This is a genomic window from Bradyrhizobium sp. CB82 (assembly GCF_029714405.1).
Lineage (GTDB): Bacteria > Pseudomonadota > Alphaproteobacteria > Rhizobiales > Xanthobacteraceae > Bradyrhizobium.
Genome location: NZ_CP121650.1, coordinates 7147640 through 7174308, shown reverse-complemented (window position 1 = coordinate 7174308; position 26669 = coordinate 7147640). Strand labels below are relative to the sequence as shown.

The following is a 26669-nucleotide window of genomic DNA, read 5'->3' as shown; positions in this document are numbered from 1 at the left end:
AATCAGCGCTGCTCTTAGCAGAGCAGGTGCCTGCCCGGTATTGTTAATTGTTTCCGGAAGCGTTGCGTTGAGTTTGATTCAATGGCGGCTGCCTCGTTGAGGCATATTTCAAGACGCCGTTTGTAGGGTCACCCCGAAGATAGAACGGGGGGCGCAGGATGCGCAAAGTAGCTAAGTTCCTAACCGTTGCGGCCGCCATGTTCGGAGCTGCGATCGGAGTCCAGCAGAGTGCCAATGCGGGTTTCGTCGGCGCGCCGATCAACCTGCGCGGGGCCATTCAATACATCAAGTTCGACCAGCCGACGCTGCCGCCGATGGCGTTCACGATGTTTTGCCTGAAGTACGAAAACGAGTGCAAGCCACATCGCATGGTGTTCAGGGGCGGTCGCCTGAAACTGACGCCGGAGCGCGTGGCACAGCTTCAGGACGTGAACCAGCAGGTGAACGCAGCGATCCGACCCGAACCCAATCTGGAGGGGCTGCGCGGTGAAAAGTGGCTGCTGCACCCGACCAGCGGAGACTGCAACGACTACGCTGTGACAAAACGTCACGACCTGATCCAAAAGGGCTGGCCGGCCCGCTCGGTTTTGCTCAGCGAGGTCGTGACCACCTGGGGCGAGCATCACCTGGTCGTCGTAGTGCGAACCTTTTCCGGCGACCTCGTGCTGGACAATCTCACCGGACACATCCTGCCGTGGTCGAAGAAGCCCTATCGTTGGGTGCGCATTCAGACGCCGAAGAACCCGAACTATTGGGCGTCGCTCGGCGATCGCAATGTCTGACGTTGAGGCCGTTATCGTGAGGACTGGCTGATGCTTTGCGACAGCCCAAGTCCCACGATGACCGAAAGGCACAGGATTGCCGCCGGTCGCAGCAGTCCAGGGCCGGCAAGGGCCTCGACAAGCGCAAAGCAGAGGCAGGCCGCGGCAGCCGCCGGGAAGAACGAATCGCGGCCTCGCGTCAAGGCGCCGAAGAACAAACGCAGCAGAAGAGCCGCCGCAACCGCGATCACGGCTACGAGACCGATCCAGCCCATATCGGCAAAGACCGCGGCGGCGGCCGAAGGCGCGGCCAGCGATTGACCCGCGTCACTTTGGTAGATCCGCGCCAGGGCTGCAAACCCGCCAGCGCCGCCGCCGAACCAGCGTGTATCGGCCAGCATCCGCTCGAGCGCGGATTTGGCGTCCCCGGCCAGTTCTGATGAGAGCCGCAACAGGACAGAGCCGGAGCCTTTCTCGAAGATGAAGGCAAGGACGATGCCGACTCCGATCAGGGCGGCAGCCGCGAGCGCTGAGGCTGCGAGCGGTGAAAGGTCCAGGCGACGAATGATCAGGACCAGCAAGAACAGCACGATACCGAAGCTCATTGTGACCGCGCTGTTGGTGCTTGAAAATCCATAGACGGCCAAGGCGGTGATCAGCGCGCCGACCAGGCCGTAGAGGCCGATCGCGATCGAACGCGACAAGGCGTGACGTGTCTCCGCCCGCTCGGCTGCCAACTGCAGGAGCGCGAGATTGAGTATCAGACCAAAGCCGCCGAGGGGAGCCGCAAGGCTGCCGGTTGAGCCGTCCGCGAGTGCGGGCGAGATGCGGAGATCCAAGACCAGAGCCGACAGCGTGGTGACCCCGCTCAATACGAACAAGATCAGCTCGGCGCGGCGGCGGTCGCGTGCGACGACGATGGTCACGCCGAGCAGCGATAGCGCGGCAAGCGCCAGGAACAGGGCATTCAGCGTCAGGCCGAAATCGGCTGTGATAGAGCCGAGCGGCAAGCCGCCTAGCGCGTCATGGGCGCTGGTCCAAATCGGGTGGGCCAGGGCAAGCCAGACCGGGAGAAGTTGGGCGGCAATGCAGATCGGGATGACAATCAGAACCCAGCGAATCCAAGCGGTCGCCCGCAGATAATGGTCGTAGTCGGCCTTTCCTGCATTGAGCGAGGCGGCCAGCAGGCTTAACGCGGCAGCCGCCATCCCGAGCTCTGCACCAGAGGTGGCGCCAGCGATTTCAAGGATGGAGGCAGAAACGACGGAAAGAATGAGGGCGAAATAGGCGAGAGACAAACGGCGCGCTCGAAGAAATGCCTGAACCAGCGAAAGGCCACCATACAAGCCGTTAGTCCGTTTTCAAGCGGCGCCCGCCATCACACCCTGCCCCGACGCGCAGATCATGGCGGATGAAATCAGCGCGCGGTCTTCAACGGGCGCGCAAACACGCGAGAGGCACGTGCTGCGGCGAGCCAAAAACGTGCAAGCGATCCGAACAGATAACCGCCTTGAAGCGCGAGAGCACAGAACGCGAAACCTTTCAGGCCGTCGAAAAATGCGAGGTGAGCAACCAAGCCGACCGGAATCGCGGCAAGCCCCATCGCAAGTGTCAGCGGCAGCAGCACCATGACTCGAAAGCGCTGCCCGAGCACCGCACCGACAAGAAAACTGAAGATCAAGAGCCCAGCCATCCGAAACACTCCCGTGTTCCGGACATTAGGTTCCAGACCCCTAAGGCTCGATTAAGTTGCAAGAGCAGATTGTTCGCTATTGGCTGCAGCTTGCGAGCAGCGAAGCATAGGCCTCGCGAAGCCCGCCGAGTGTAATCACGCCTTTGATTTCGCTGTCATTTTCCTTCACGCTGACGGCAAGCGAGGGCGTCGTCTGCCACTTGCCTGCGGCAAAGGCCGATACCTCGTCCGGCAAAAGGACGGCGGTGCCGGCGCCCGCCATGCTGGCTTCGAAGGTCAGCGAGCTGCCGCCGGCGGCAATCGTCACCTGAGGGCGGCTCCGCGGCGGAAACGGGCGAATGAGGGCGATCAGCACGTCGATCTTGCCCTTGGGCGCGCAGCGCACGATGAGGCCGGCGAAGTCCAGATCGGACTGAACCGTGTCCGCCGTCTTCATGATGGCGGCAAAGCTCTCGCCGTCTTTGGTCCCTTGGGTGCGCGTGAACTTCCAGCCAGAGGGCGAGGCGACCTGAACCAGGGGCGGCCCCGGGCAGGCGGTTTCCGAACTCATCGCGAGGCGACAGCCAGCTTCCAACCGCAAGGGCTCAACCGGGCCGGTCGTCCCCCTCAGAAACAGTCCGATCAGTCCGATGGAGAAAACAGGCACGTCCCGGTGGTCCATCGCGCGGGGGAGGGCTTCCTCGGCGTGAGGTCTTCCTATCAGAGACCGGCGACCTTTGGGAGCCGCGCACACTTATGACGTGGTCTGCTCGCCATTCAGGCAAACGAGTTACACCAAATGGTCACAATGGCTTGACGGTGGTTCCCCTAAGTTGCAATGGAGCAACACCCGCCAACATACAGCGGCGTTAACCCCGCTCAACCGCCCCGACAGCTTGCCGCACCGCCCGCGAGCCCGTACCAATTTCGCCAATTGGGAACTATTGGGCGCGCTTCATGCAATCCTTTGCCAAGACTCGTATTTTTAAGCCGGCATTTTTGCTGGTCGCTCTGGCGCTTGGCGCGTGCTCCACCAATCCGGGTTCGGGTCCTCTGACCGATGACGTTAACAACCACGTCCAGACGGCCAATGCCCCGGAGTATGAGCTGGTCCCGCTTAACCCGGCCACGGTCAAGATCCTGCATAGCCATGAGCCCAAGGGGCTCGCAGGGGCGTTCACGGACAAGCGGCCGCCGGCCAGCATCGTGTTTGGCATCGGCGACGTCGTCAGCGTCACCATCTTCGAAGCCGCGGCCGGCGGCCTGTTCATCCCGGCTGAAGCCGGCGTCCGGCCCGGCAACTTCGTGACGATTCCCGATCAGACGGTGGACAATGACGGGTTCATCACCGTCCCCTATGCCGGCCAGGTCAAGGCGGCGGGCCTTACGGCGGTGCAAATCCAGCGCGCGATTGTGGAGAAAATCGCCAATCGCGCCATCGAGCCGCAGGTCGTTGTGGCGATGGCCTCGCAGCGGACGCAGCTCATCAGCGTGCTCGGCGAAGTCAATGCGCCGACCCGTTTCCCGGCGAGCGCGGCGGGCGCGAAGGACAAGGTGCTTGACGCCATTACCCGCGCCGGCGGCATCAGGGGCCAGGGCTTCGAGACCTGGGTCATGCTCGAGCGCCAGGGCCGGCGCGCCACCGTGCCGTTCGAAAACCTGGTCATGGCGCCCGAGAACAACATCTACGTGCGGCCGGACGACAGCATCTACGTCTATCGTGAACAGCAGAAGTTCCTGGCGTTTGGGGCCAGCGGCCAGAGCGGCGAGTTCAACTTCGACGCTTGGCGCATCAACCTTGGCGAAGCGGTCGGCAAGGCCGGTGGTCTCTTGGACGGGCAGGCCGATCCGGCCGCCGTGTTCCTCTATCGTCGCGAGCCGCGCGAGGTCGCAGCCCAGCTTGGCATCGACGTCAACAAATATACGACGGACACGATCCCGGTCATCTTCAACGTGAACTTCCGCGATCCGGGCGGCTTCTTCCTCGCCACCAAGGTCATGATGAAGAACGGGGACGTCATCTACGTGTCGAACTCGCGCAACGTCGAAGTCACGAAATTCCTGACCTACCTGCGGGTGATCATGGCGACCGGCGCCGATGCGGTGAACCTCGCCAACGATACGCTGATCTTCCGCAACAACATCAAGACCGCCCCGTAAGATCGGGCGATACGAACGACAAGGAAATGGCACCGGGGCTTTGTCTCGGTGCCATTTTCGTTGAGGGGCGGTTCGTAACTCAAAGGAAACCACATGCAAGGCTGCCAGCGGGACCGCGCGCTTGTCGTGATTGCCGCAGCGCTTTGGCTTGGCAACGGGACGGCGTCGGCTCAAACCAGCCTTGGCGTGCGGCACCGGATCGACGTGATCGTGTCAGCGGAGCCGAACGCGCCGATTCTTGAGCATCTGCCCGGTGCGAAGGGATCGCTCTCCTTTACTGTGCGTCTGTCAGCCAACTCGAAGGAGAGCCGGTTTTTCGGCATGCTGCGGCCGTCCTTTTCCGATATCGTAGCCCCAGACACCGCGGGCCAACCGCTGGTGAAGCAAACGAAGATCTGGGAGGAGGAGACGTGCCATCAACGTCGGGGCTTGCCGAAAGTCACGGTTACGCAGCTGACCGCGAGCTTTGGCGAGGGGAGGGACAAGGTCGAGATTTCCGCGATCAACCGCCACATCGGGCTTCTGGTGCCGCCGGACGAACTCAACCCCGGGATCAAACTCGAGCCGGCCAGCGATGACGGCGGGCCGTTTTTTGCCTTTCGGGCGCAAACCCGAAACAGCCGTTTGAACGTGGATTTGAAGATCTATCCGATCGATTGCTTCCTCTAGCTAAAGCAAAGCTCGCCCCCTGAACGACGATGCGCTTTTGGTCTCCCAACATCCGCTGGTCGTGGAGCTTGCCTGCGACCTTTGTCCTATTCTTCGTCGTGGCCGGTGCGCCGTTTCCCTTCGGCTCGACCAACGACCTCTCGATTGCGTTCTGGTGCCTGTGCCTAGGCGTTGCATTGGTGCTTGCGCCTACGCGCGAGCTGCGTGGCCCGCATCTGTGGATCATCGCCGGCATTGGTGTGATCATCGCCGGTTATACCTTTGTCCTGCATGAGCAGCTGTCCGACCATCCTTTCGTCGCGCCGTTTAACCCCATTTGGAAGCAGGTGTCGGATCTGTTGGGCGTGCCGATCGCGCCGTCAGCCTCCATCGTGAAGAACGAGGCGTTCTTTGCGCTGGGCGCGCCGCTTGCGAACATCCTTGCGATCCTGCTTGGGATCATCATCGGTGCTCAGCGCGAGCGAGCTCGCCGCATGGTCTGGGTGATCGCCGTCTCCGGCGCGGTTTACGCGCTCTATGGTGTCGCCTCGTTCCTGATCGAGCCCACCATGATCCTGTGGCGCGACAAGACCGCGTATCTCGGCAGCGTCACCGGCACCTTTATCAACCGCAACACGGCGGCGGCCTATTTCGGCTCCTGCGCGGTGATCTGGATGCTGCTGATTCTGGAGGACGTCCGCCGTCGCATTCCGGAGCGCCACATCGACTGGAAACGTCTGCCGCGGGATCTTGTGGAGATTCCTCCGCGGGAAATCCTGCCGCAGCTTCTAGCGCTGCTGGTCTGCTTGATGGCAATGTTCATGACGACCTCGCGCGCCGGCGTCGGCCTGTCGCTGCTCGCCATGATCGTGTCGTTCACCGCATTTTTGCGCAAGGACCTGCCACAGCGCACCGGCATCTGGATTTCGCTGGGCTCGGGCGTGGTCGTTGCGCTTGGCCTCTTGCAACTGCTCGGCGGACGCGTCTCGAGCCGCTTCGATAGCCAGGGCCTGGTCGATGAGGGGCGGGTGGAGGCGTGGAAATCCACGCTCAAGATCATCGCCGACAATCCGTGGTTTGGGACGGGAATGGGTACCTTCCAGTGGGCCTTCCCGCCCTATCGCAGCCCCAACATCTCGATTCGCGGCATCTGGGACGCAGCGCATTCGACCCCCCTGGAGTTAGCTTCCGAGGTCGGCATCCCCATGGCACTTTTGGTGGCGGCGGCTTGGGCTATCATGTTCGCGATTCTCGCAAAGGGCATATTCGGACGACGGCGCGACGTCATCATCCCGCTCGCGGCCGCGGCGACCGCTGCGCTGTCGCTCTTGCATTCGTGCCTGGACTTCACGCTCCAGATCCCGGGCTACAGCATTCCGTTCTTTGCGCTTTTCGGTGCCGGTTTGGCCCAGTCCTTCCGCTCGGGCGAGGTTCGGCCGGAGGTTGAGGCGCAGGTTGCAAAAGGCCTTCGGGGCGCACCGGATAGAGCGAGGAAAAGGGCCTCGCGACGCAGGCCTGATGTTCATAAAACCGTCTATTTTTGAAGCAGTTGCCGCCTTAACGGAGTTTTTAGAATAAATGGACAGCCGAGGGTTGTTCGGCTAGGTTCCGCGTTGCACGCGTCATTTGCCCGCGGCAGGGGGCAAGCTGATATTTTGGAGGTCTATTATGCGCGCACTTCGATTGGCGCTTCGGTTGGCTGCGGCCGCGGTTCTGACAGCTGCGATTTCAACGGCCGCGAGCGCTGCCGTTTATCCGCCGCAGCGGCAGCTGCCGGCCCAGACGATTTCCGATTTCAAGGCCTCCCCGAACAGCCTCCTGCAGCAATATCCGACCGGCGGCGCGCAGATGATCTCGCGCGTGCGCGACCTCGGCGCTTCCGACCCCACGACGGTCCCGGGTTTGATTGCGCTCCTGAAGGATCCCGCGACCACGAAGGACCAGATGCGCGCGATCGTCACCGGCCTTGCCCAGCTCGCCCGCATGGCCGCCCAGAGCGACGCGGCCTTTGCCGATGAGATCCAGCGCGGAATCGCCGGCACCAACAGCGCCGACGTGATTGCCGCCTACCAGGCCGCAATCGGCGACGTCGAGATCGCCGCGACCGGCGGCTCCGGCGGCGGTGGCTCGACCGGCGGGGGCATTTCACAGGGTGGAAACAACAATGGGCAGGGATCGTTCGGCAGTTCGTCTACCCCGAACGCGCAGGGCAACCTGCAGCCAGGTCAGGTCGGCAGCTTGACAAGCGTTAGCCCGCGCTAAGTCGGCTAAAGCTGCCTCATCAGATCGTCACGACAGCGGCGCCCTTGAGCGCCGCTTTGCTTTGGAGCCGTTAAGGTTCATAGAAGGTGTAACGCGCGTGTTGCGCCGCGCTCATCAACGACGTTCAATTTTAGGTGGCATTGTGCTAGCTTCCGGCATGAGACGTTGGGCACGAGATTTGCTCCGAACGCCGTGGGGCTTTTGGGCGGGCTTCAGTGTTAAACGCCCGATTGATTTCAGGAATCGATAGATGTTGCAGGTGAACAAGCCGACCTCGGAGATCAATCGGGATCTCGGTGAGATCGACGGCGCTCGCTCCCAGATGCTGACCTCCTATCTCGACATCACCCGCCGCCAGTTCCCGACCATGGTGGCGATCGTGTCGGCCGGCCTGATCCTCGCGCTGCTCTATCTCTTCACCGCCGCGCCGCAATTCACCTCGACTGCGACGATGGTGATCGACACCCGGAAGGTGCAGCTGTTCCAGCAGCAATCGGTGCTCGGCGATATCGCAATCGACTCTGCGACCGTCGAAACCCAGGTGGAAATCCTGAAGTCCGAGAATATCAGCCTCGCCGTGATCCGGGATTTGCATCTGATCGACGATCCCGAATTCACGGGCAGCGGTGGCGGCCTGCTTGGTGCGATGATCGGCTCGGTCACCGGGGGCCATGTCTCCTCTGAATTCGAGCTGACACGAAAAGCGCTCCAGCGCTTCGAGCACAACCGGACGGTCAAGCGGTTGGGTCTCACCTATGTCATGGAGATCGGCTTTACCTCGCGGGATCCTGCCAAAGCCGCACGGATCGCCAATGCGATCGCGGATGCCTATATCGTCGATCAGCTTGAGGCGAAATATCAGGCGACGCGCCGGGCCAGCGTCTGGCTCCAGGACCGCATCAAGGAGCTGCGCACGCAGGCCTCCACGGCGCAGAAGGCGGTGGTGGATTTCAAGATCGCCAACAACATCGTCGATAGCGGCGGCCGGCTGATGAACGAGCAGCAGCTCGCAGAGGTGAACAGCCAGCTGGTGCTGGCGCATGCGTCTACCGCCGAGGCCAAGGCGCGCCTCGACCGCATGAACGACATCCTCAAGCAGGATATCCCGGACGCCAACGTCACGGATGCGCTGAAGAACGACACGATCGTCAAGCTGCGCGCCCAGTATGTCGACATGGCTTCCAAGGAGTCCATCTGGTCAGCGCGATACGGCTCTGACCACCTCGCCGCCGTAAACCTCCGCAAGCAGATGGCGGAGATCAAGAAGAACATTACGGACGAGCTGAGGCGGATCCAGGAATCCTACAAGAGCGACTACGATATCGCGGGGACCCGCGAGGAGAGCATCAAGGCGAGCCTCGCCAACGTCGTCTCGGAATCGCAACTCACCAACCAGGCGCAAATCCAGCTGCGTGAGCTTGAGAGCAACGCGCAGAGCTACCAGGCGATGTACGACAATTTCCTGCAGCGTTACATGGAAAGCGTGCAGCAGCAGTCATTCCCGATCACGGAGGCGCGCGTGATTAGCGCGGCAACAACGCCCCTGGTGAAGAGTTCTCCGAAGAGCATGGTTATACTTGGTGCTGCTTTGCTCGGCGGATTGATGCTGAGCTTTGGTGCGGCCATGGCGCGCGAGCTCACCGACAAGGTGTTCCGGACCACGACGCAGGTTGAAGATGTGCTGGGTGCCAGCTGCATCGCGATTCTGCCGACGCTAGACGCCGCAGCTTCATCCATCCTCCCCGGCAAACTCGGCAGAAAATCAGACAACCCGCAGCCCAACCTCTTACGCTACGTCGTCAACACTCCGCTCTCCCGCTTTGCGGAGGCCGTGCGTTCGCTGAAGGTGGCAGTGGATCTCAATTCCATTGTGCGAGAGAATCGGGCGCTGGCAGTCACCTCGACCCTGCCGAGCGAGGGTAAGAGCACGCTCTCGAGCAATCTCGCGCAGCTGATGGCGCATAGCGGCGCCCGCGTCATCCTGGTGGATGCCGATTTGCGCAATCCCTCGCTGTCGCGCGCACTGGCGCCGGACGCAGAGATCGGCCTGGTCGACGTCATCGCGCAGAAGGTGCAGTTGGACGATGCGCTCACAGTCGATCCCGAAACCAGGCTGTCAATGCTGCCCGCTGGCAGAACCTCGAAACTGCTGCATACCAACGAGATCCTCGCCTCTAAGCAGATGCGCGATCTCGTGGCGCTGCTCCGCTCGAAATACGATTACGTCGTGCTGGACATGCCGCCGATGGCGCCGGTGGTGGACGTGCGCGTCACCTCTTCGTTCGTCGATTCCTATGTCTTCGTGGTCGAGTGGGGCAAGACCAAGATGGACGTCGTCAAGCACAATCTGCGCAATGCACCGGCGATCCAGGACAAGTTGCTTGGGGTCGTTCTGAACAAGGCCGACACCAAGCTGCTGGCGCGCTACGAGTCCTACCACGGTCGCTACTACTACCAGAAGTACTACGCTCGTTACGGGTATGTGGAATAGCGGCCGGATGGCGCTGCAAGCGTGGAAGCGCGCGCCGATGCTGCTGCTTGGCGTGGTTAGTGTGCTCTGGTCGTTGGACGCGTTGCCGTCGTTCTGGCGAGTGATGCCGGCTCGCGAACTGTCGAGGCAGATTCTACTGGATGACCGGTTCAAGCCTGGTGTGCTGAGTAAGGTGCTAGTGCGGATCGAACAGCAGTCCGCTCCGATCCTTTTGCCTTCTGAGCTTGCGCGAGCGGAAGCCTTGGTGCGCCTGCGTGTTGCCGAGGAGGCAACGGAGCGGGCGAGTTCGGAGGAAGCTGATCGCGAAGTCGCCTTGGCCGTGGAGAAGGTGAGGTCCTCTCTGTCGCTGAATCCTACGGATTCCTTTCTTTGGCTGATGCTCTATTCGGTGGAGACTACCCGCAACGGTTTCGATCTCAATAGCATCAGCTACCTCGAGCAATCCTATGCGCTGGCTCCGCGGGAGGCTTGGATTGCGCTCCGGCGCAACAAGTTGGCGCTCGCGATCTTTCCGAAGCTCAGTGAGGTGATGCAGGTAAAGGCAGTTTCGGAATTTGCCGGGATGGTTGATGGCGATTTCATTGAGGATGCGGCGATGAATCTAACGACGGTGGGTTGGCTTCGTCGGGACCGCCTTCTGGCGAGCTTAGAGCGCGTGGATATCATTCAACGCAAGTCGCTCGCGAAAAGACTGGTTGGTGATGGCTTGAAGGTCAGGGTTCCTGGCGTTGAGATCGATGAGAGGCTATGGCGGTGATCATCAAAAGTTATTACCGATCGGTTCGTGCAGCGGCCATTTATTTCGCTTTTCTGCCGTTATTGGCAGCCCAAGCGCAAACAACAGGCCAGAGCTCGTCTCGGCTTACGCTGCAGGGCCCGGCCGAACAGTCTGACAAGCCTGTGGTCCGCGACGCACTGGGACGACCTTGTCTGGACGTCGAAGCCGCTGCTCGCGTCCACGTCGTCAATCCGACCCTAGTCGATCACGTTGTCAGCCTAAAGAATAGCTGCCCGCGATCGATAAGTGTCAAGGTTTGCTATTTGAACTCGGACAAATGCAACGCTTTTGATGTGGCCCCTTACAAGCGTGTCGACACGATTCTTGGAACGATAAGCGGAATAAAAAACTTCAAGTATGTCCTTTTGCAAAAATAGTTGTGTTGGGGCAAGTTGCCTGCAAGCCGATTTGCTCTCCTGCTTTCCGGACTTGAACATCCGTTGAAAGCTGGCGCTTGACCGCGATGCGTTGCTCCGGCGGATCGACGTATTTCGCCTCTAAGCGTTGCCCGAGAGGGACGGTGTTGTGCATGCAGGCTTGGAGAGTGGATTTGCGCAGAGAAGCGCACCACAACCAAAGAGGATAAATCACAATATCGGAATGAGCTGTTGAGCAAAATCATAGTGCAACGTTCAGAGAACCAGGTAATTCTTCCCTGTCGCTGCGTCGCCTCCCTCAACTGATATGCAACGCACCTATCGCAGGAATCTCCAAGTGGCTCGCGCACGATCGCGGCGAACTGTGAGAGGCGGACAGCGGCGGCTTACGCTGCTCATTCTTGCTGCCATCGCGGTTGCTGGCGCGGCGATCCTGACGCTCACGCGGGAGCCGCTGCCTGTGACGGGGCGGATGGAGGGGGCCGCGCAACTAAGTCTGCTGCTGGATGGCCCATTCGGCGCGCCGTTCGCTGGGGAAATGATCGCTGAAAAGCAAGGATACCTCGCTCCCAACGTCACGCTGCGCGCCGATCCAAACGATCCCGATTTTGTTGCGACAGTCGCACGCCAACATGCCATTGGCGTGACGAGCGGCCATAAATTTCTGCTGGCGGCCTGGCGCGGCGTCCCGGTGACCGCTTTCGGGGCAAGCTTTCTCGATACCTCGGTCGCGATCTTCACGCTCGAAAGCTCGGGATTGCGACGCCCGGCCGACCTCGTCGGCAAGCGGCTAGGCTATCGCAGGGCAAGCGAGGGAGACGTCATCTTTGATGCCATGATGGCCCAGCTCGGCTTGCCGAGGAGCCAGATCACGAAAGTGGCCGACCGCGACACGTTCGACGCCCTGCGTACCGGTCAGGTGGACGCGATCATCGCCGGGCTCGGACAGGAGCCGTCCGAGCCCGGTTATGTCCGACTGAATGTCATCAAGCCACAAGACTACGCGATTCACGTCCCGGGAATGGTGTACTTTGCGAGTTCGGATTTGGTTCATGATCGCCCCTCAGCCATCGCGCAGGTGCTCGGAAGCCTCATTAAGGGCTGGCAATTCGTCTATAGTGACTATACGCGCAGCGTACCGGTTCTCGTTGGCTTTGACCCGGAGCGGCTGAACCCGGACCGTGTCAGATTCGAGCTGCAGCAACAGCGCGGCCTGGTCCTGCCGCCGGGTGGGCGGATCGCCGACTACGACGAACGCCGCTGGAGAACTCTCCGTGACATTCTGATGTTTGCCAAGCTTGGGCAGGAAGAGGTGCCCCTCGCCCAGTCGGTCAACTACCAATTGTTGCGGGATGTCTATCGTCGCGCGCCGGATCCTACCGCACCCCGAGCGGGGAGCGGCGAGAACTAGGTCGGACATGCCACAGTTCCAGGCTATTTCGCCTCAGGGGACGATTTGGTCAGGTGCTACGGTTGCCTAATGACCCGGCGGGTTGGTAATCTGCCTTTGTCTAATGTGACCTGATCTCTGGGTTTGTCTCAGAGTTCGATCGCCGTTAGGCCCATTCGGTTTGGAATCAAGCGGGCCATCAGCGAGTTCGGTTGGGGCAAGGGAGCTTTACGAATGTTGCAGACGTTCGCGCGGGTTGGTCTTCTGGGATTGGCTGCATCTTTCTGTGCAGCGAGCGACGCAAGCGCTGCTATGCAAATGTCTGCGAGTGCAGCTCTGCTGACAGGCGAGAGCCGGGCAACGCCTGTCACGTTCTGGGCGCAGCCTTATCCTTACCGCTATGTGCCGTCGCGCCGCTGCCCGCTGGTGCGTGTTGAAACGCCGTACGGCTGGTACATGGATCGCGTCTGTGCGCCGGTAGGCCCCGTCCTCCGCCGCGCGTACTGATCGTCGAGCCCTGCACGATTAGCCACTTATCGAAGCAGCAAACTCTGCTACGCGCTGAGGCAATCTCTCGAGGCAAGCAAAGCCGCTAAGAAGACCCGTTCGCTCCACCGACTTGCTTGGCGGTGGGGCCGTGCGTTTGCGGGCGCCATCCGCGGAGCCTCGCCACCAAATTCGGTGCTTATTTGGATGAGGGGCCGGACCCCGAATCTATAGATTGCACTTCCGGAAGCGGATTAAGCCGGCGGACGCTCTTGGGCGCCTCTCGATGTGATTAACTCTCAATAGTACAAGCCCCTGCTTCAAATGTGATTTAGATCGATAGTAGCCCTCTCATAAAAGTAATGGGCACATACCGCGAACGGAAATAACGCTGACCACAAATGTGCCACCCATCATGGGAATGATACTACTCGCTAGATCTTGCTAGCGATCTGGCATGGGGGCAGGCAACCAGCGAAAGGGCCTGCGTTGAGCGATACGTCCAAAGTTACTACCCTGGCGTTGTTGAACCTCATCCGGCTGCTGGCTGCCGAATTGGTTGCCGGAGAGCATCGGGATGACTGCACCAAGTTGATCGAGGCGATGGATAGACAGTTGACCGCGACGCCCTTGCCGCGAGGTATCGATGTCAACGACGCTCGTGCCGGCATAGAGGATGCGCGAAAGCTTCTGCGCCCCTACATCAAGCACGTTCGAGATCAGGCCCAAGCCGTGCGAGCTCGCGATCAGGCAGCGCAGCTCGAAGGTAATCAGGTCTCGACGGCTTTGCCGAGATCGAAATTTCTCCAATAGTGCAGCAACTCGTGGCCCTGTTCGAATGAGCGAGGCTCGATCGGACGGCTAGAGGCTTGCGCTGTCGATCGCGACTGTCAGACCGATATTCGGCGTGCTCGTTGCAATTCTTCGACGATTGAAGTCGACGACGAAATGGGCTCGCTCCGATCATCCAAGGGCTCCTGACTTCCAAAGGGCGTGTTTCCTCATCCTGCGCTTAACGAGCGATATTATCGTTACTACCCAAGGTTGTTTGGCTTGGCAAGACCGTCAGGTCGCCGGCAGACGGGGGGCGTGCATCGCTTGCTGGACTGCCGCAAGTATAGGCTCGCTCAGTCCGGCAAGCTCCGTCGAGATGGCGTAACCTCGGGGCAGCGTGCCAGCAGAGAAGGCACGGACGTAAGCGAGCCGCGAAGCAATTGGACCGCAGACCGTCTCTCCCAGTTCGCCTAGCGCCTCCACGATTTGCTGGCCTTCCAGCGTTCGGGGATCGACCCGATTGGGAACGAGAAAGGTCGGGACGTCGGCGTCGCGTTTGCTGCGGGCGAAGGCGATGGCCGAAATCGTTTCCTCCGTGGCGCTCAGGTCGAGCCCCGAAGGTGTACAGGGCAGAACGATGATGTCAGCGACCGCGACCGCAGCGCCAACCGCGTATTCGTGCGGCGGCGTGTCAATAATGGTGACGCTCCCCGGCGATGAGCTGATGAGCTTGGCCCAGCGGGCTGCCTCACCATAATGCAGCGGCACCTCGGAGACCCGAAAGGGAAGCCGTCCAGGCGCGGCCCACTCCGCGGCGGATCGCTGTGGATCGGCGTCAATAACATCCACCAAGATGCCGCGCCGGTGCAAATCGCCCGCCAAGCTTATCGCGATGGTCGTTTTGCCCGCCCCGCCTTTCCGCTGGACGATTGAGATCACCGAGCGCATATGCCTTTTCTCTAGTCGAGCAGAGCGCTCTTTCCGCCGATCGTCTCCCATCAATCCAACGAATGATTTTCTCATTCAAGTCTCGGTAGGTTGCGCAGAAATTTTGACAACGGAGTGTTGCATTCTTGCCTGTCCAGGCTTCGTCCGGGGCGAGTCGGGAGCGGAGAGCGATACCGCATCACAGCAAACGACTCGCCAAACGTTTAAGTTGTCTCTATAAGGCGAGCTCAATTTTTCCTTAATTCGGTTACAGCTGAGTCATTCTTGTGGCTGACACTACCGACTATCGGCTGTCCCGAGAAGTAGGGGGCGGGGCCAGGGGCTCGGGCCTGCGGCTTGGCATTCCCGGCTACTTGGTTGGTCCTGCGGTATTTTTCGCCGATCTTTGCCTGTTGATCCTTGCGAGCGTGGCCTCTGCGGTCGGCTACCATCGCATCATGCTGCAGGAGGTCGGAGATCTCACGACGTTCATGGGCCTGGCCTGCGCCGTATCCTTTTATCTCACGATATTTCTGACCTACCGCGGCAACTATTCCGTGCGACGGCTGATGCAGCCCGTTCTCCAGTGCCGCGAGGTCACGATGGCGTGGATCGCGGTCTTTCTCATGCTTGTCACGCTGGCCTTTCTGCTGAAGGTCGGTCCCAATCTCTCCCGTGGTGCGACCATCGCGTTCTTCCTGACCGGCTGGAGTGCGCTGGTCGGCTGGCGCGCGCTGCTCAGCGCGCAGCTGCACCAGGCTCGCGCCATGCGCGTCATCGCGCCGCGGCAGGTGGTGGTCGTCAGTGATCGGCGCGTCGAAGAGGCGCGTACCTACCTGCAGGATCTCGCCTTTCACGACTACGATGTTGCGCGGTTTCTGGTTCTCCCGGCGTCAGACGACTTTGACGAAATCGGTCGCGAACTGATCGACGCTGCTGGCCCGGAGCATCGCATCGACAGCTACTTTCTGCTCATGGATTGGGGCAGGCCCGATCGCATCGGTCGGCTTGCGGAAATCCTGCGTGCGGTACCGCTATCGGTGCGGCTCTTTCCAGATCCCAAGGTTTCGCGCCTTCTTGGACGGCATGAATTGTCTGTCGGAGGCGTTTGGGCGACCGAGATCCAGCGCGCCCCGCTAAGCTTCGAGGAGCGTCTGGCGAAGCGCACGCTCGACATCGTGGTCTCGGCCGCGCTGCTCATTCTGGCGTCGCCATTGATGCTGGCGTCTGCGCTGCTCATCAAGCTTGGCTCAAGAGGACCTGTGTTCTTTACACAGGCCCGGACCGGTTTCAGCGGAGTGCCGTTCAGGATTTTCAAGTTTCGCACGCTCACCACGATGGATGATGGTCCCACGGTGAAGCAGGTCTCGCGGAATGACGATCGTCTGACGCGTGTGGGGCGCTGGCTGCGACGGACCAGCATCGATGAGCTGCCGCAGTTGATCAACATTCTGCGTGGCGAGATGTCGTTGGTGGGACCGCGGCCCCACGCTGCGGCGCATACGGATTATTACGGACAACTCATCGCCAACTACGCCTATCGGCATCACGTCAAGCCTGGCCTGACAGGTTGGGCGCAGGTCAACGGCTTCCGCGGTGAGACCACGCTCTCGCAGATGAAGGCGCGTGTCGATCACGACCTCTGGTACATCGACAATTGGAGCTTGTGGCTCGACGTAAAAATCCTGCTCAAGACCTGTGTCGTCCTGCTCATATCCCCCGCTTATTGAATGCGGCTAATTGTTGGTATTTCCTAGCAAATCAACCTAGAGATGCGTTTTGGCTGCGCTTCGAATAGTGAAGGTTCCGCGAATCGTATGTGCGCTATTCGGTTCAAAAGCAATGCTTGCAAATTAAGCGAGTTGCACGCGTGTGCGGCAGCGTCCGATTGCAGTCCCTAATAAGCCACGGAGAACAAAAGGAAATTTTCAAGATCGCGGTGCACAATTCTACAGGTTGACTCCGAAACCTTTACCCGGGTATGTAACCAGTAGTTAAGCATAGCTCGTGATCAACCCTCCCCTTTGGTGCAAGGGAGGCACTGGTGAGTCCGAGAGCCGACATTGTGGAAATGAACCGGGGGTTGTCGTAACCTTCGGTGGAAGGGACAGTAACATGTCTACCTATGACTATACCGAAGCTCAATTTAATGCGCTCATTGGACCCCATGTCGATTCAACGACGCTTACTGAAATTGATAACTATCTGATATCAAAGGGATTCTTCCCGACTGCCGGTGATACAATCCGAGTTGAGAGCCTGAACGGCTACAAGGCAATTGACCCGAGCGCGAATGTCCTCATCGAAGGCGACACACCTGCCGCCATTACGACCGACTCCAACGACGCGCTGATTGTCATCGAACCGGGTGGCAATCTGACGCTGCGCGGCACGCAGAACGTCGGCATCGTGGTCGCAGATGGTGGGCCCGCCAAAGTTACGCTGCTCGATAGCGGCAGCGATGTGGTCTGGGGCTCGACGGATAACGATACGATCACCGCAGGCGGCGGCAACGACACGATTCATGCTGGCAATGGCAACAACGTTCTGATCGCTGGCACCGGCAATAGCTCGATCTACGCCGGCACCGGCAACGACCTGTTCGTCGACAACAACGGTGGTAACAACCACTTCTTCGGCGGCGGTGGCGACGACACGATGTTTGGCGGCTCGGGCAACGACACGCTTGAGGCATCGGGTACCGGCCACAACTACCTCCAGGCCGGCAGCGGCAACCAGACCCTGATCGCCGGCAATGGTGGCGACACGCTGTATGGTGGCGCCGGCAGCGACTCGCTGGTTGGCGGCACGGGCAATGATCAGATCGTTTCGCTCGGCTCTGGCAATAACACGCTGATTTCTGGCGGTGGTGACGACAAGCTCCAAGCCACTGGTGGCAACAACTTGTTGCTGGGCGGTTCTGGCAACAGCACGCTGATCGCGGGCACGGGCAGCGATACGCTCACCGGCGGCACCGGCAACGAGCACTTTGTGTCGGAGCAGGGTGGTAATACCACCATGACCGGCGGCGGCGGCAACGACACGTTCGAAGCTTACGGCACCAGCAACGTGTCAATGACCGGTGGCAGCGGCAACGATACAATGTACGCTAACGGCAGCGGCAACGACACGCTGGTTGCCGGCTCCGGTGCAACCGTGATGTACGCGGGCGGCAGCTCGGGAACTGACACCTTCACGCTCAATGGCAGCGACACCTTGTTCGGCGGATCTGGCATCGACGTCATCAATATCAGCGGGTCGGGCAACCAGGCTCATCTTGAGGGGGCCTCAGTTGCGGTCGCCACTATCACCGGCGGCGGTGCCAATACGGTCTGGGGCGGCTCAGGCAGCGACACGATCAATGGCAGTGCTTCCACGGGCAGCAACCTCTACATCACGGGCACAGGCAGTGCCTCGATCACCGGCGGCTCCGGCAACGATCAGTTCGAGGTCACTTCGATCACGAACAGCACGATCGATGGCGGCGCGGGTTCGAACGTGGCCTTCATGGATGGCCTCAACTCGACGGACGTCACGATCAGCACGACGGCGGGGGTCACCACCATTACTTCTGGCGGCAACACGATGACCTTCACCAATGTGCAGGACATCATCTTCAACGACACCGACTACAAGCCGACCTAACCCCCATAGCGAAAGATACCGCAGCGAACGCCCCCGGTTTCGGGGGCGTTTCGTTTTTTGCCAGGATGATTGCTCCGAGCGCCTTCGCGCTCAACCGTGGGCGCCGGGCGGATCCCGGTGCCGCCCTACTCGGTGAAGTCGAGCCCGCCGTTGCGTAGCTCCCCGAGGATTTGAGGCTTGTCGGCATGTGGCATCAAGGCCAGCGCATAGAAGTCGTAGCAATTGCCCTTGATCACCAGCACTTCATCGAAGCGGGCCTCCAGGAGCAGTCGTGCAATGACCTCTGCCGTGAAGCCGCTGTTGTGAGCCATGTAGAGATTGCCCTTCTCGATCGACGCGGCGTGGCCGTAGATCATGTCGAGTGCGGTAATCGGCCCAAGCGGTGATTCGTAGGCGACTTCCTCTCCGCGCCCCTGTGCGACAAGTGCTGCAATCGGTTCGAGATCCGGCGAGGTGATGAGCGCAAAGCCGTGCAGCTTGAGCACGCGGACGATGCCGCGGAGCGCAGAGCGGACATCGTGCGGATGAAGGTGCTCGAGACTGTGCGAACAAAAGACCGCATCAAAGCTCTTGTCCGCGACGGGACTGAGATCCTCGAGTGAGCCCACAATGTCCGGGGCGACTCGCGGGTCGACGTCCATTCGCACTTCCTGCCAGCCGCCGTTCCGGAAGGTACGCTGTAGCCGCTCGGGATTGACCGGCCCGCTTCCAGCGTTGAGGACCTTCTTTACCATTGCATCAAACCTACGAAATGAATGGCTTCTGCAGCCAGTCGTCTAAAACACGTGCGGTTACACACTATTCCTGAAACTCTGGTGTCGAACCGCGGCGGACCTCATGCCGGTCGAAAAACCGCACTGCCCGGTGCAGCTAGAGAAAGTTGCGTTGAATTTCAACGGCATCGGTCAGAATCCGGGTGGGAGTTCAACAGCGAAGGGAGGCAGATTGACACGGGGCGACCGGTCTCGTGGCGGCCAGGCCAGTGCCGAAAATGGTACCGCGTCCAGCGAGAGGTTGGGGTTGTAATAGGGGTCCTCGAGAAGATGTTCGCCCCATTTGTTACGCAGATTGCGGAGCTCGCGCTCGAAGCGCGCGGCCTTGTCGCCGACCTGATCGCGCCCGCGGCTTGCCGATTCATGATGGTAAAGCCGCGCGGCTGGCGTCCATATGACGCGCTTGCCCCGGCTGCGTAAGCTCAAGCAGTAGTCGACGTCGTTGAAGTTTATGGGAAAGCGCACCTCATCGAGCCCGCCCGCGTCGAGGTAGTCGCTACGCCGGGTCAACAGGCAAGCCGCCGTGACTGATCCGCATTCGCGAGCAACCTTCAGCATGTCGCCATAACCGGGATCGCTGGCGAGCCGGTCGTTGCCGATATGTTGTGCGGCGAAACTCGCACCGAGCGTTACGCCGGCGTGCTGGATCATGCTGCTCGGCCACAGCAGCAGCGCACCGACGGCGCCCACGTCGGCCTCTGCAAGCCGGCCCTGCATCTCGGCAAGCCAGGCGGTGTCCATCGCCCTGATATCGTTGTTCAGCAGCAGCACATCGTCGCTATCGCAGGCTTCCACCGCGAGATTGTTGAGCCGCGCGAAGTTGAAGGCGCCGGGGACAGCGAGCACATCCGTACCGCTGCGTTTCAGTGTTACGAGATAGTCGATCATGTCGGCGTCACTCGAGTCGTTGTCGACGACCAGAACACGCGCTCGCGCTTTGGTCAGTGCCGGCGCGATGCTGGAAAGGCAGGTTGCGAGCAAGTCCTTGCGGTTACGGACCGGGATGATGACGGTGAGCGTGCGTGGCTTGGGCTTCCTGGTCACCCAGGCTGCCGGCAACAGCGCGCCGCGCTGAGCCTTCGTCTCCGCCGCGATGCCGCGCGCGGCAAGATGGGTAAGGCTTGCCTTGGCTAGCAGACGGCTGTGCACAACCACGTCCAGCGGTGGCATTCGCCCGAGCGGGATTGGGACATGGACGACCTGTTTGTTGCGCGACGCGTTGCTGTCGTCGAATTGGCTGTTGAACACACGATAGAGATTCGTTGGCCTTGCCGCGAGCGCGGCCAGAACCGTTGCGCGGTCCATGGCAAAGAGCTGCGCGCAATAACCCTGCTCGAGCATCCGTTCATAGTCGAAGGCGGGAAGAGCCAGCGGCCATGGGCGAGCATCCTCACCGGAGATCTCCAGATCGCAATAGACCGAACGAGCTTGCGGGATCGTCACAAAGCCCTGCGCGAGCCCCTCCAGCGCAAGCTGGTCGAATACTGTGCCGGTCGGCGCGAACACCACGATCTCCGCATCGCGGCCGTCACGAGCGAGAAAGTCGCGCAGCTCGTCCGGATCAAAGCTTCCCGGTCCCTCCAGGGATGGGAGAACGGCCGCGACCCAGTTGCCGTGCTGTTGCCGGTCGAGGCTCTCCAGCGAGATCTCCTCATTGCCTCCGGCGACGAGTACCACGGCCGTGGGACGATCGACGGTCACTATCGGAGAAGGCGACTGAGCTCTTTCATCCCAGCGTTTGCGCCAATCTACATAGCTCGTGAAGGGGGCAGATGCCGGCAACAGCCGATCGAGCATCTGGCCGCGCAAGCGCTCGGATTCCGTCTCGCTGAAACCTGCAAAGAACCGTTCGACTGTATCAGGAAAGGCCACGAACGTCACAGGCGCGACCGTCAACTGCAGTTCATCCTCGGTGATGAAGTGGACGCGGCGGACCCGTCCATCCGCGTAATCGCCCGGCAGATGAAGGTCGAAGGCTTTGACCAGATTGGCATTGTCGATACCGCCAATGTGACTGAAGCCGCTCGCCCGCGCCTCCGCGATCGGCTCGCCGTCGACGACGGCCCGCACGATCGGCGATTCCGTTGCCGGGCAACGCACCCATCCGCGAAACCGCAAGCCGCCCATCCATTCGACAGCTCCAAGGCCTCGGCTGTCGGTCGAGACTTCCGCGGCCTCTCCGAGCTGAATTGAGGTGCCGATCGCGTCGGAGCCATTGGCAAGGCGGACCTCGGCAAGCAGGCTGTCGCTCAATAGTTCGGGCGTCAAAGCGAAGGAGAAGCCGTAGCAGGCATCGCCAATGGCCTTCGCGGCGAGCTTAGGAACGTAAGCCTCCGCGCGTGCAAGTCGGACAGGCAGCCCATCGAGGAGGAGCTCGACCACGAACCGGCGAGTCAGGTCCTTCGGGTCGTAGATGAAGCCCGAAAAGCCGGTCTCCTCGGTGCGCGCAAATTCATGGCGCAGCTCCCCTGGAAAAGGGGACGATGCGGCGGCGCTGACGCCAGCGGAACGGCGCACCTTCACCATCGGCCAGCCATCCAGCCCAAAAGGTCTTCTGCCGTGGTGGCTGCCTCATTCGAAGGAGCCATCGGCAAGTCGGCACCATGAGGGCGGACACTGCCAAACGTCCAATCGAAGAAGGCCAGTGGAACATCGACGTCGCTGAAGGCTGTCATGATCAGGGGATGGCCAAACGAAGGGATACGCCGGACAATCAGGAGGCCACCCAGACGATGCAGTGCTGCCATGTCACGCAACTCCTCCGCCTGGACGCGCCCCGTGACGGTCACATTGCCGAGTGCCATCAGCGCCAGGTCGTCGAGCGTTTCGCCCAAGACGACGATTCTCGCGTCCGGGCGCTGCTGCCCCAGGCAGCGCACAAGGTCGCGCAGGAAGGCGAAATCGCCGGCCCTGTGCCCAACGGGAAGCAGGCCGAGCGTCTTCCCGCGCGAGGCTACGGTTTTCGGCCGCATAGGACTGCGGCCGTCTGAACGAGTGACGCGCCGTACCCGCTTGGCGAGGCTTGAGGGGAGGCGGCGACGCAAGAAGGCCTCGGCCGTCATATCGGGCGCGAGAATGCGGCCGTCCCGCGTCAGCAGGTCGACCCAGCTCTCGATCGCATTGCCTCCGCAATCGCAGGTCTTGCCACGCAAGAGCGCAGCGCAGAGGCGGCCCGTTTGATCAAGGACGCCGCGACGGCACAGCAATGCGCCATCGGTGACCAGAAGGTCGAGCGTCGTACCGTCGCCGATCAGATCTCGCACACACGTCGTCGGCATGTTCGCAGGATCCGCCAACACAACGCGCGATGGGGCGATCGCGGCGATGGCCTCCGCGAGGTCCGATTGCTCGGCCGGAAGTGTGAAATCGAGTGACTGCGGAAAGTCGTTGCCGGCATCGCGCAGCGCGAGTGTCGTGCCATCCTGGTTGAAGAGCGCGAGAAGCGCCAGTTCGTCGGCACGGCCTGCGAACTGCGCTGCCACATCCGCTGCGGCGCCCGGGCCGGAGAACACGATGGTCGTTCGTTTGCGGTGGCCGATGAGTTCGCGTTCGATGGCGCTGCGGCTAGGCTTCAGCGGATCGAGCGCTTTGAAAGTCGCGCTCTCGCTGCGATAGGCGGGAAAGCGCAGGCGCAGCCTTATGAGATTGAGCACCACCAGGGAGCGCTTTTCAGCTTTGAACGAAGCCGATCCGGCATGACCGACATAGACTGAGGCGGCGCAAACGTTGCGAAAGCCCTGCTGGCGCGCGCGCAGGCAGAGATCGACGTCCTCAAGATAGCCGCGATGGTAGTGGTCGGATAATCCCCCGACGGCTTCGAGACATGGACGCGTGATATAGAGGCAAAAACCGATGCCGTCGGGCATGTCGATCAGGCGGCCGGCATTCGCGCGCGCTGCGATCGCATCGAGATGCGCGACCTCTTCGACAGGGGGTAAAGGATTGGCGGTGAAGGCGAGCGGCAGGCTGGTGGCTTCACCATTGTTCGACAGCGGCGTCACGGTGCCGATGTCGGGCGCTGCGTGTGCGGCCTCGCTCAGCCGTAGGGCAAAACCCTTGGGCACGATGGTGTCGGCGTTGAGCAGGATCACGTCACCGGAAGGCGTGGCATGCAGCGCGCGGTTGACGGCGCCGATGAAGCCGAGATTGTGGGCGTTGCGGATCAGTCGAACTTTGGGTTTGCTTGCGATGGAATCAAGCAACGCCGCGATGCGCGTGTCGGGCGTCGCATCGTCGACCAGCACGAGCTTGATCCGATCGTGATCGGCGACAGCTTTCATCAGGCATTCGAGGCAACGACGCGTCGCTTCGAAGTCATCGTAGATGGGAACGATGATGGTGATTTCGGCGGCCGGGCCTCTCGTCGGGAGGAGGTTCTTTTTTTTCGGTGCCCGATGCGTGTCCGGACGGACCGCGAGCGGTGCCGGAAACACGCTTTGCACGACGGTGCGCCGGCCAAGCCTCAAGCTCACCACTCGGCGCGTCGTCGAGGTTGGAAACGCAACACTGAAACTTGCCGCATGCTCGGCTTTGCTGGTCAGGACATGCTGCGGATCGCTCGCAACGGAATGAGTGACGGCTCCTCCATCATTCTCGATCTGCAAGCTTATCTGCCCGCGGCCCTGCCAAGCGGCCCAGCCTGTGATCCCGTCGCCGACACGATGGATCGCACCAAGTGCAGTCTCGCCGCGGGCTTGCAGATGCCGCACTGCTTCGCCGATCACGGTCATGTCGCGGTCGAGATCGATCAGACGGCGCGCAGCGGCGGTGCGTTGCTCGTCGTCGCCCCATTGCATCAGGCGTCGGTTGGCGGCGAGGTCATCCGGCGCGAGCTCGAGCGCCTTGCCGACGTCCTTGAGCGCGGCGGCCGCAAAGCCGGATCGATGAGCGATCTCGGCGCGCAACGTGTAGTGGCGCGCCTGGGCTACTGGAAGAATACGACAGCGTCTGTCGGCAAGGTGAAAGGCTTCGTCGAGTTCGCCGCGGTTGAGGCTTGCAATGGCGGCCCGCTCCAGCGCAGCAGGATGTTGCTCCGCATCGAGGAGAGCTGCAGGTCTTTCGAGCACGGCGCCCATCGGCTAGCGCTTGCGGCTCGCCGCGGCCCGCTTCGGCCGTGCGGCGCGGCCAGGGGCCGCGATCCTGTAGAAATCGATCAGACGCGGCAGGCATACCGTTTCGAGGTCGTAGCGGCTGACGACGGTCTCCCGCGCCGCACGGCGCATGCCGGCAAAGCGCCGCGGATTGGCCAACGCTTCGATGACGCGCTGGGAGAGCTGCTCGATGTCGAAGAAGGGCACCAGGATGCCGTTGCTGCCGTCGATGATCTCGCGCAGGGGTGTCGTGTCCGAGCCGATGACCAGACAGCCGGCGCTCATCGCCTCCAGCAGTGACCAGGACAACACGAAGGGATAGGTGAAGTAGATATGAGCGCTCGAGATCTGGAACGCCTTGAGGAAGTCCTCTCGGCTCAGATCGTCGGTGAAATGAATGCGGCTGCTGTCGACCTTGCCTTCGACCTCGCGGAAGAAATAGGAGCGCCAGCTGTGGCCCTCCGGGGGCGATAGGCCATAAGGCGTGCCTGAGCCGCCGACGATCAGGATCTGCGCCTTCGGCCGCGCCTTCATGATTGCCGGCAGGGCCCGCAGGAAGCAATGGAAGCCGCGTAACGGCTCGTGGCTGCGGGTGGCAAAAGTGACGACCTCATCCGCTTTCGTCAGCACCTTGCCCGAGCGCAGCGTCAACGCCGCGTCGTCGCTGGGGCGGATCGTCTCGGTGTCCACGCCGTCGTGGATCACTTCGATCTTGCTCTGGAAAGCGGCGGGATAGGTGGAGCGCTGCCAAAGGGTCGGCGAGAGGCCGGCGTCGGCGTCGTCGAGCGCCAGCAGGGTTGCGGCGTTTTTCAGGTGAATGCGAACGTGACCGTCGACGCCCATGTTGGGGAATTCGGCATCGAAGCCGACGTCCTGGCCCTCGGACCGGTAGTAGAATTCGCAATAGGCGACGATCCGCGCCGCGGGAAACAGCGGTCGCAGGGGGAGCATCTCGCCCCAGCCGGGATGCGCGACGACGAGGTCCGGATCGAAGCCCTGCTGCTTCAGATTGGAGGCCGAATAGAGCACTTGCTCGGCGCGCCGGCACTCGGCCTCGAAGCGCCGCGCAAAGGGATGCGCCGCCGCCAGTTCCCCATCGGGGATCATGTACTTCTTCAAGGACACGCCCGGCAGGGCGCGCGCCGTCGGCGACCCGATCGCCGCCATCTGGATGTCGTCGCGGCCGGAAAGCGCTTTACACAGCGGCAGAAACTGCGCAGGAAAATTATTATGAACAAAGAGAATCTTCTGCATGGGTCCTTCGCGCTCGCCTGCAACCTCAAGTCTTAGCACCTGAATCGCGGCCGTGCAGGGCTGATGTAATTTAACGGTAAAATGTGTTTGCTAACCCACAACTGGTCCGCATATTGCCTTTTAGTCTGCGATGTCGCTATGGTGCGGGCGTTTCCGGGGGCAACAAATGAAATCGACAACGCTGCAGAAGACGCTTGATCTGCAGAAGGGCCTATTCCTGATCCGTTACGAGTCGGCGGAAGACGCCGCGCAGCCGCCGAAGGTGAGCCTCTCGGTCGATGCCAGGAGTGCTGGCGCGGTTGAATTCCTTTTGCCCCCTGATGTCGCGGAGCCGGTTCTTTGGTCGCCGGGGGGCAATGTGGTCGTCCGGTTGTCCGCTCCTGCTCGCCTTCAGGTTGAGCTGAGCGCGAGGTCGGCGGGCGGTTCGCTTGGCGCCCGCATCCAAACGGCTCAGCTTTCGACCGATCCGCTCGGCCTTGCGGCCCTCGACGAGGCGCCGGTCGATTTTGCCGGTCTTCGTCTGCTCGGTCACCTCGCCGGCCGTGGCGACACCTTTGTGGGTCTAGGAGATTGGCTTGGCGGCCCGATGGCACCGACCCGCATCGAGGGCCTCGGCATCGACTGGGCAGAGCGCCCGCAGAATTTCGCATTGCGCCATTCGGTTCGTGTCGGTGGAGCGGGTGAGCCGAAGGCCACCGAATTTGTTGAGGCCGGAGGATATTCGGGAACGCGGGGGCGGGCGTTGCCGCTGGTTGGGGCAACTTTCGAAGTGCATGGTTCTGGTGCCCAGCATTACGAGATCACGGCTGACGCCATTTTCCTGGGGTCGCCGCAGATGAAAGTCTCCGGCCAGCGTGTTGTGGTCTCGGGTCCAACCGGTCGAGAGCCCTTGGTCGGATTGCGGCTCCAGATTGCCTCGACAAGAGTTGCGCCCGTGCCTTTGGCGTCTCCTGCCCGATCTGCGCCGGCTGCAACCGAGCCGGCATCCAAAGAGCCGGTCCGCAATGGCAGCGGGCGCGTCCGCGTCTTCCGCAGCCGGGCGGGGGCAAAGGGTTAAAATCCCAAGGAAATTTCTTGCGCTGCGGCATGTGTCGCGAGGGGGCTCGGCGCGGGCTAGAATGGGGGCGATTTGCCCAGAGCTCAAACCGAGAATTGCCTCTTTGTTCAGCCGTTTATGATGT

21 protein-coding genes are annotated in these 26669 nt (G+C 61.3%); 13 read left to right on the top strand and 8 right to left on the bottom strand.

What is annotated here, in order from left to right:
- Positions 1-158: 158 nt before the first annotated feature.
- Positions 159-782 (top strand): transglutaminase-like cysteine peptidase, encoded by a 624-nt coding sequence (locus QA640_RS34675; protein ID WP_283037293.1) that lies wholly within the window; start codon positions 159-161, stop codon positions 780-782.
- 11 nt (positions 783-793) lie between these two features.
- On the opposite strand, the gene QA640_RS34670 is transcribed toward QA640_RS34675, so the two are convergent.
- The 3 genes from QA640_RS34670 to QA640_RS34660 all read right to left on the bottom strand — a co-directional run bounded on the left by QA640_RS34670 (position 794) and on the right by QA640_RS34660 (position 3100).
- Positions 794-1969, bottom strand: a complete 1176-nt coding sequence (locus tag QA640_RS34670) for a hypothetical protein (protein ID WP_283037292.1) — start codon at positions 1967-1969, stop codon at positions 794-796.
- Positions 1970-2178: 209 nt separating this feature from the next.
- Positions 2179-2454 (bottom strand): hypothetical protein, encoded by a 276-nt coding sequence (locus QA640_RS34665; RefSeq protein ID WP_283037291.1) that lies wholly within the window; start codon positions 2452-2454, stop codon positions 2179-2181.
- Positions 2455-2530: 76 nt separating this feature from the next.
- Positions 2531-3100: a hypothetical protein gene (locus tag QA640_RS34660; protein WP_283037290.1), complete on the bottom strand. Its 570-nt coding sequence runs from the start codon at positions 3098-3100 to the stop codon at positions 2531-2533.
- 290 nt (positions 3101-3390) lie between these two features.
- Between QA640_RS34660 and QA640_RS34655 the strand changes: the two genes are divergently transcribed.
- The 9 genes from QA640_RS34655 to QA640_RS34615 all read left to right on the top strand — a co-directional run bounded on the left by QA640_RS34655 (position 3391) and on the right by QA640_RS34615 (position 13838).
- A complete protein-coding gene (locus tag QA640_RS34655; protein ID WP_283037289.1) occupies positions 3391-4593 on the top strand; it encodes a polysaccharide biosynthesis/export family protein in 1203 nt (400 codons plus the stop codon).
- 126 nt (positions 4594-4719) lie between these two features.
- Positions 4720-5262, top strand: a complete 543-nt coding sequence (locus QA640_RS34650; protein ID WP_283037288.1) for a hypothetical protein — start codon at positions 4720-4722, stop codon at positions 5260-5262.
- 29 nt (positions 5263-5291) lie between these two features.
- A complete protein-coding gene (locus QA640_RS34645) occupies positions 5292-6785 on the top strand; it encodes an O-antigen ligase family protein (RefSeq protein ID WP_283037287.1) in 1494 nt (497 codons plus the stop codon).
- 124 nt (positions 6786-6909) lie between these two features.
- Complete coding sequence (locus tag QA640_RS34640; RefSeq protein ID WP_283037286.1) at positions 6910-7503, top strand: hypothetical protein; 594 nt, start codon at positions 6910-6912, stop codon at positions 7501-7503.
- 250 nt (positions 7504-7753) lie between these two features.
- Positions 7754-9994: a polysaccharide biosynthesis tyrosine autokinase gene (locus tag QA640_RS34635; protein WP_283037285.1), complete on the top strand. Its 2241-nt coding sequence runs from the start codon at positions 7754-7756 to the stop codon at positions 9992-9994.
- 7 nt (positions 9995-10001) lie between these two features.
- On the top strand, positions 10002-10751 hold the full coding sequence (locus QA640_RS34630; RefSeq protein ID WP_283037284.1) for a hypothetical protein: 750 nt from the start codon (positions 10002-10004) through the stop codon (positions 10749-10751).
- The gene (locus QA640_RS34625) at positions 10742-11149 is read left to right on the top strand and encodes a hypothetical protein (RefSeq protein ID WP_283037283.1); all 408 of its coding nucleotides are present in this window, start codon (positions 10742-10744) and stop codon (positions 11147-11149) included. Before QA640_RS34630 ends, QA640_RS34625 begins: the two co-directional genes overlap by 10 nt.
- Positions 11150-11621: 472 nt before the next feature.
- Positions 11622-12560 (top strand): ABC transporter substrate-binding protein, encoded by a 939-nt coding sequence (locus tag QA640_RS34620; protein WP_283037282.1) that lies wholly within the window; start codon positions 11622-11624, stop codon positions 12558-12560.
- 954 nt (positions 12561-13514) lie between these two features.
- A complete protein-coding gene (locus QA640_RS34615) occupies positions 13515-13838 on the top strand; it encodes a hypothetical protein (RefSeq protein WP_283037281.1) in 324 nt (107 codons plus the stop codon).
- Between the two features lie 252 nt (positions 13839-14090).
- Here QA640_RS34615 and QA640_RS34610 read toward each other — a convergent pair whose 3' ends face one another.
- The gene (locus QA640_RS34610; RefSeq protein ID WP_283037280.1) at positions 14091-14747 is read right to left on the bottom strand and encodes a ParA family protein; all 657 of its coding nucleotides are present in this window, start codon (positions 14745-14747) and stop codon (positions 14091-14093) included.
- Between the two features lie 266 nt (positions 14748-15013).
- Here QA640_RS34610 and QA640_RS34605 point away from each other — a divergent pair, with 266 nt between their 5' ends.
- Together QA640_RS34605 and QA640_RS34600 are read left to right on the top strand one after the other, a co-directional pair.
- Positions 15014-16456 carry an undecaprenyl-phosphate glucose phosphotransferase gene (locus QA640_RS34605; RefSeq protein ID WP_283037279.1) on the top strand — a complete coding sequence of 481 codons (1443 nt, stop codon included), beginning with the start codon at positions 15014-15016 and terminating at the stop codon, positions 16454-16456.
- 385 nt (positions 16457-16841) lie between these two features.
- Positions 16842-18371 carry a hypothetical protein gene (locus QA640_RS34600; RefSeq protein ID WP_283037278.1) on the top strand — a complete coding sequence of 510 codons (1530 nt, stop codon included), beginning with the start codon at positions 16842-16844 and terminating at the stop codon, positions 18369-18371.
- 125 nt (positions 18372-18496) lie between these two features.
- On the opposite strand, the gene QA640_RS34595 is transcribed toward QA640_RS34600, so the two are convergent.
- The 4 genes from QA640_RS34595 to QA640_RS34580 form a co-directional block, all read right to left on the bottom strand.
- Entirely contained in the window at positions 18497-19105 is a 609-nt protein-coding gene (locus QA640_RS34595) for a methyltransferase domain-containing protein (RefSeq protein ID WP_283037277.1), read from the bottom strand.
- Between the two features lie 171 nt (positions 19106-19276).
- Complete coding sequence (locus QA640_RS34590) at positions 19277-21670, bottom strand: glycosyltransferase (RefSeq protein WP_283037276.1); 2394 nt, start codon at positions 21668-21670, stop codon at positions 19277-19279.
- On the bottom strand, positions 21664-24210 hold the full coding sequence (locus QA640_RS34585; protein ID WP_283037275.1) for a glycosyltransferase: 2547 nt from the start codon (positions 24208-24210) through the stop codon (positions 21664-21666). The genes QA640_RS34590 and QA640_RS34585 overlap by 7 nt, the downstream gene beginning before the upstream one ends.
- 12 nt (positions 24211-24222) lie before the next feature.
- Positions 24223-25488, bottom strand: coding sequence for a glycosyltransferase (locus tag QA640_RS34580; protein ID WP_283037274.1), 1266 nt, complete (start codon positions 25486-25488; stop codon positions 24223-24225).
- Positions 25489-25654: 166 nt separating this feature from the next.
- On the opposite strand from QA640_RS34580, the gene QA640_RS34575 reads away from it, so the two are divergent.
- Positions 25655-26545, top strand: coding sequence for a hypothetical protein (locus QA640_RS34575; RefSeq protein WP_283037273.1), 891 nt, complete (start codon positions 25655-25657; stop codon positions 26543-26545).
- Positions 26546-26669: the final 124 nt, after the last annotated feature.

Excerpts from the sequence above, each read along its gene's own strand:
- QA640_RS34670 (WP_283037292.1), bottom strand. The coding sequence starts at position 1,969 with ATGGCGGCTGCCGCGTTAAGCCTGCTGGCCGCCTCGCTCAATGCAGGA.
- QA640_RS34675 (WP_283037293.1), top strand. The coding sequence starts at position 159 with ATGCGCAAAGTAGCTAAGTTCCTAACCGTTGCGGCCGCCATGTTCGGA.
- QA640_RS34640 (WP_283037286.1), top strand. The coding sequence starts at position 6,910 with ATGCGCGCACTTCGATTGGCGCTTCGGTTGGCTGCGGCCGCGGTTCTG.
- QA640_RS34575 (WP_283037273.1), top strand. The coding sequence starts at position 25,655 with ATGAAATCGACAACGCTGCAGAAGACGCTTGATCTGCAGAAGGGCCTA.
- QA640_RS34635 (WP_283037285.1), top strand. The coding sequence starts at position 7,754 with ATGTTGCAGGTGAACAAGCCGACCTCGGAGATCAATCGGGATCTCGGT.
- QA640_RS34600 (WP_283037278.1), top strand. The coding sequence starts at position 16,842 with ATGTCTACCTATGACTATACCGAAGCTCAATTTAATGCGCTCATTGGA.
- QA640_RS34645 (WP_283037287.1), top strand. The coding sequence starts at position 5,292 with ATGCGCTTTTGGTCTCCCAACATCCGCTGGTCGTGGAGCTTGCCTGCG.
- QA640_RS34665 (WP_283037291.1), bottom strand. The coding sequence starts at position 2,454 with ATGGCTGGGCTCTTGATCTTCAGTTTTCTTGTCGGTGCGGTGCTCGGG.
- QA640_RS34590 (WP_283037276.1), bottom strand. The coding sequence starts at position 21,670 with ATGGTGAAGGTGCGCCGTTCCGCTGGCGTCAGCGCCGCCGCATCGTCC.
- QA640_RS34655 (WP_283037289.1), top strand. The coding sequence starts at position 3,391 with ATGCAATCCTTTGCCAAGACTCGTATTTTTAAGCCGGCATTTTTGCTG.
- QA640_RS34620 (WP_283037282.1), top strand. The coding sequence starts at position 11,622 with ATGGAGGGGGCCGCGCAACTAAGTCTGCTGCTGGATGGCCCATTCGGC.
- QA640_RS34580 (WP_283037274.1), bottom strand. The coding sequence starts at position 25,488 with ATGCAGAAGATTCTCTTTGTTCATAATAATTTTCCTGCGCAGTTTCTG.
- QA640_RS34625 (WP_283037283.1), top strand. The coding sequence starts at position 10,742 with ATGGCGGTGATCATCAAAAGTTATTACCGATCGGTTCGTGCAGCGGCC.
- QA640_RS34595 (WP_283037277.1), bottom strand. The coding sequence starts at position 19,105 with ATGGTAAAGAAGGTCCTCAACGCTGGAAGCGGGCCGGTCAATCCCGAG.
- QA640_RS34610 (WP_283037280.1), bottom strand. The coding sequence starts at position 14,747 with ATGCGCTCGGTGATCTCAATCGTCCAGCGGAAAGGCGGGGCGGGCAAA.
- QA640_RS34630 (WP_283037284.1), top strand. The coding sequence starts at position 10,002 with ATGGCGCTGCAAGCGTGGAAGCGCGCGCCGATGCTGCTGCTTGGCGTG.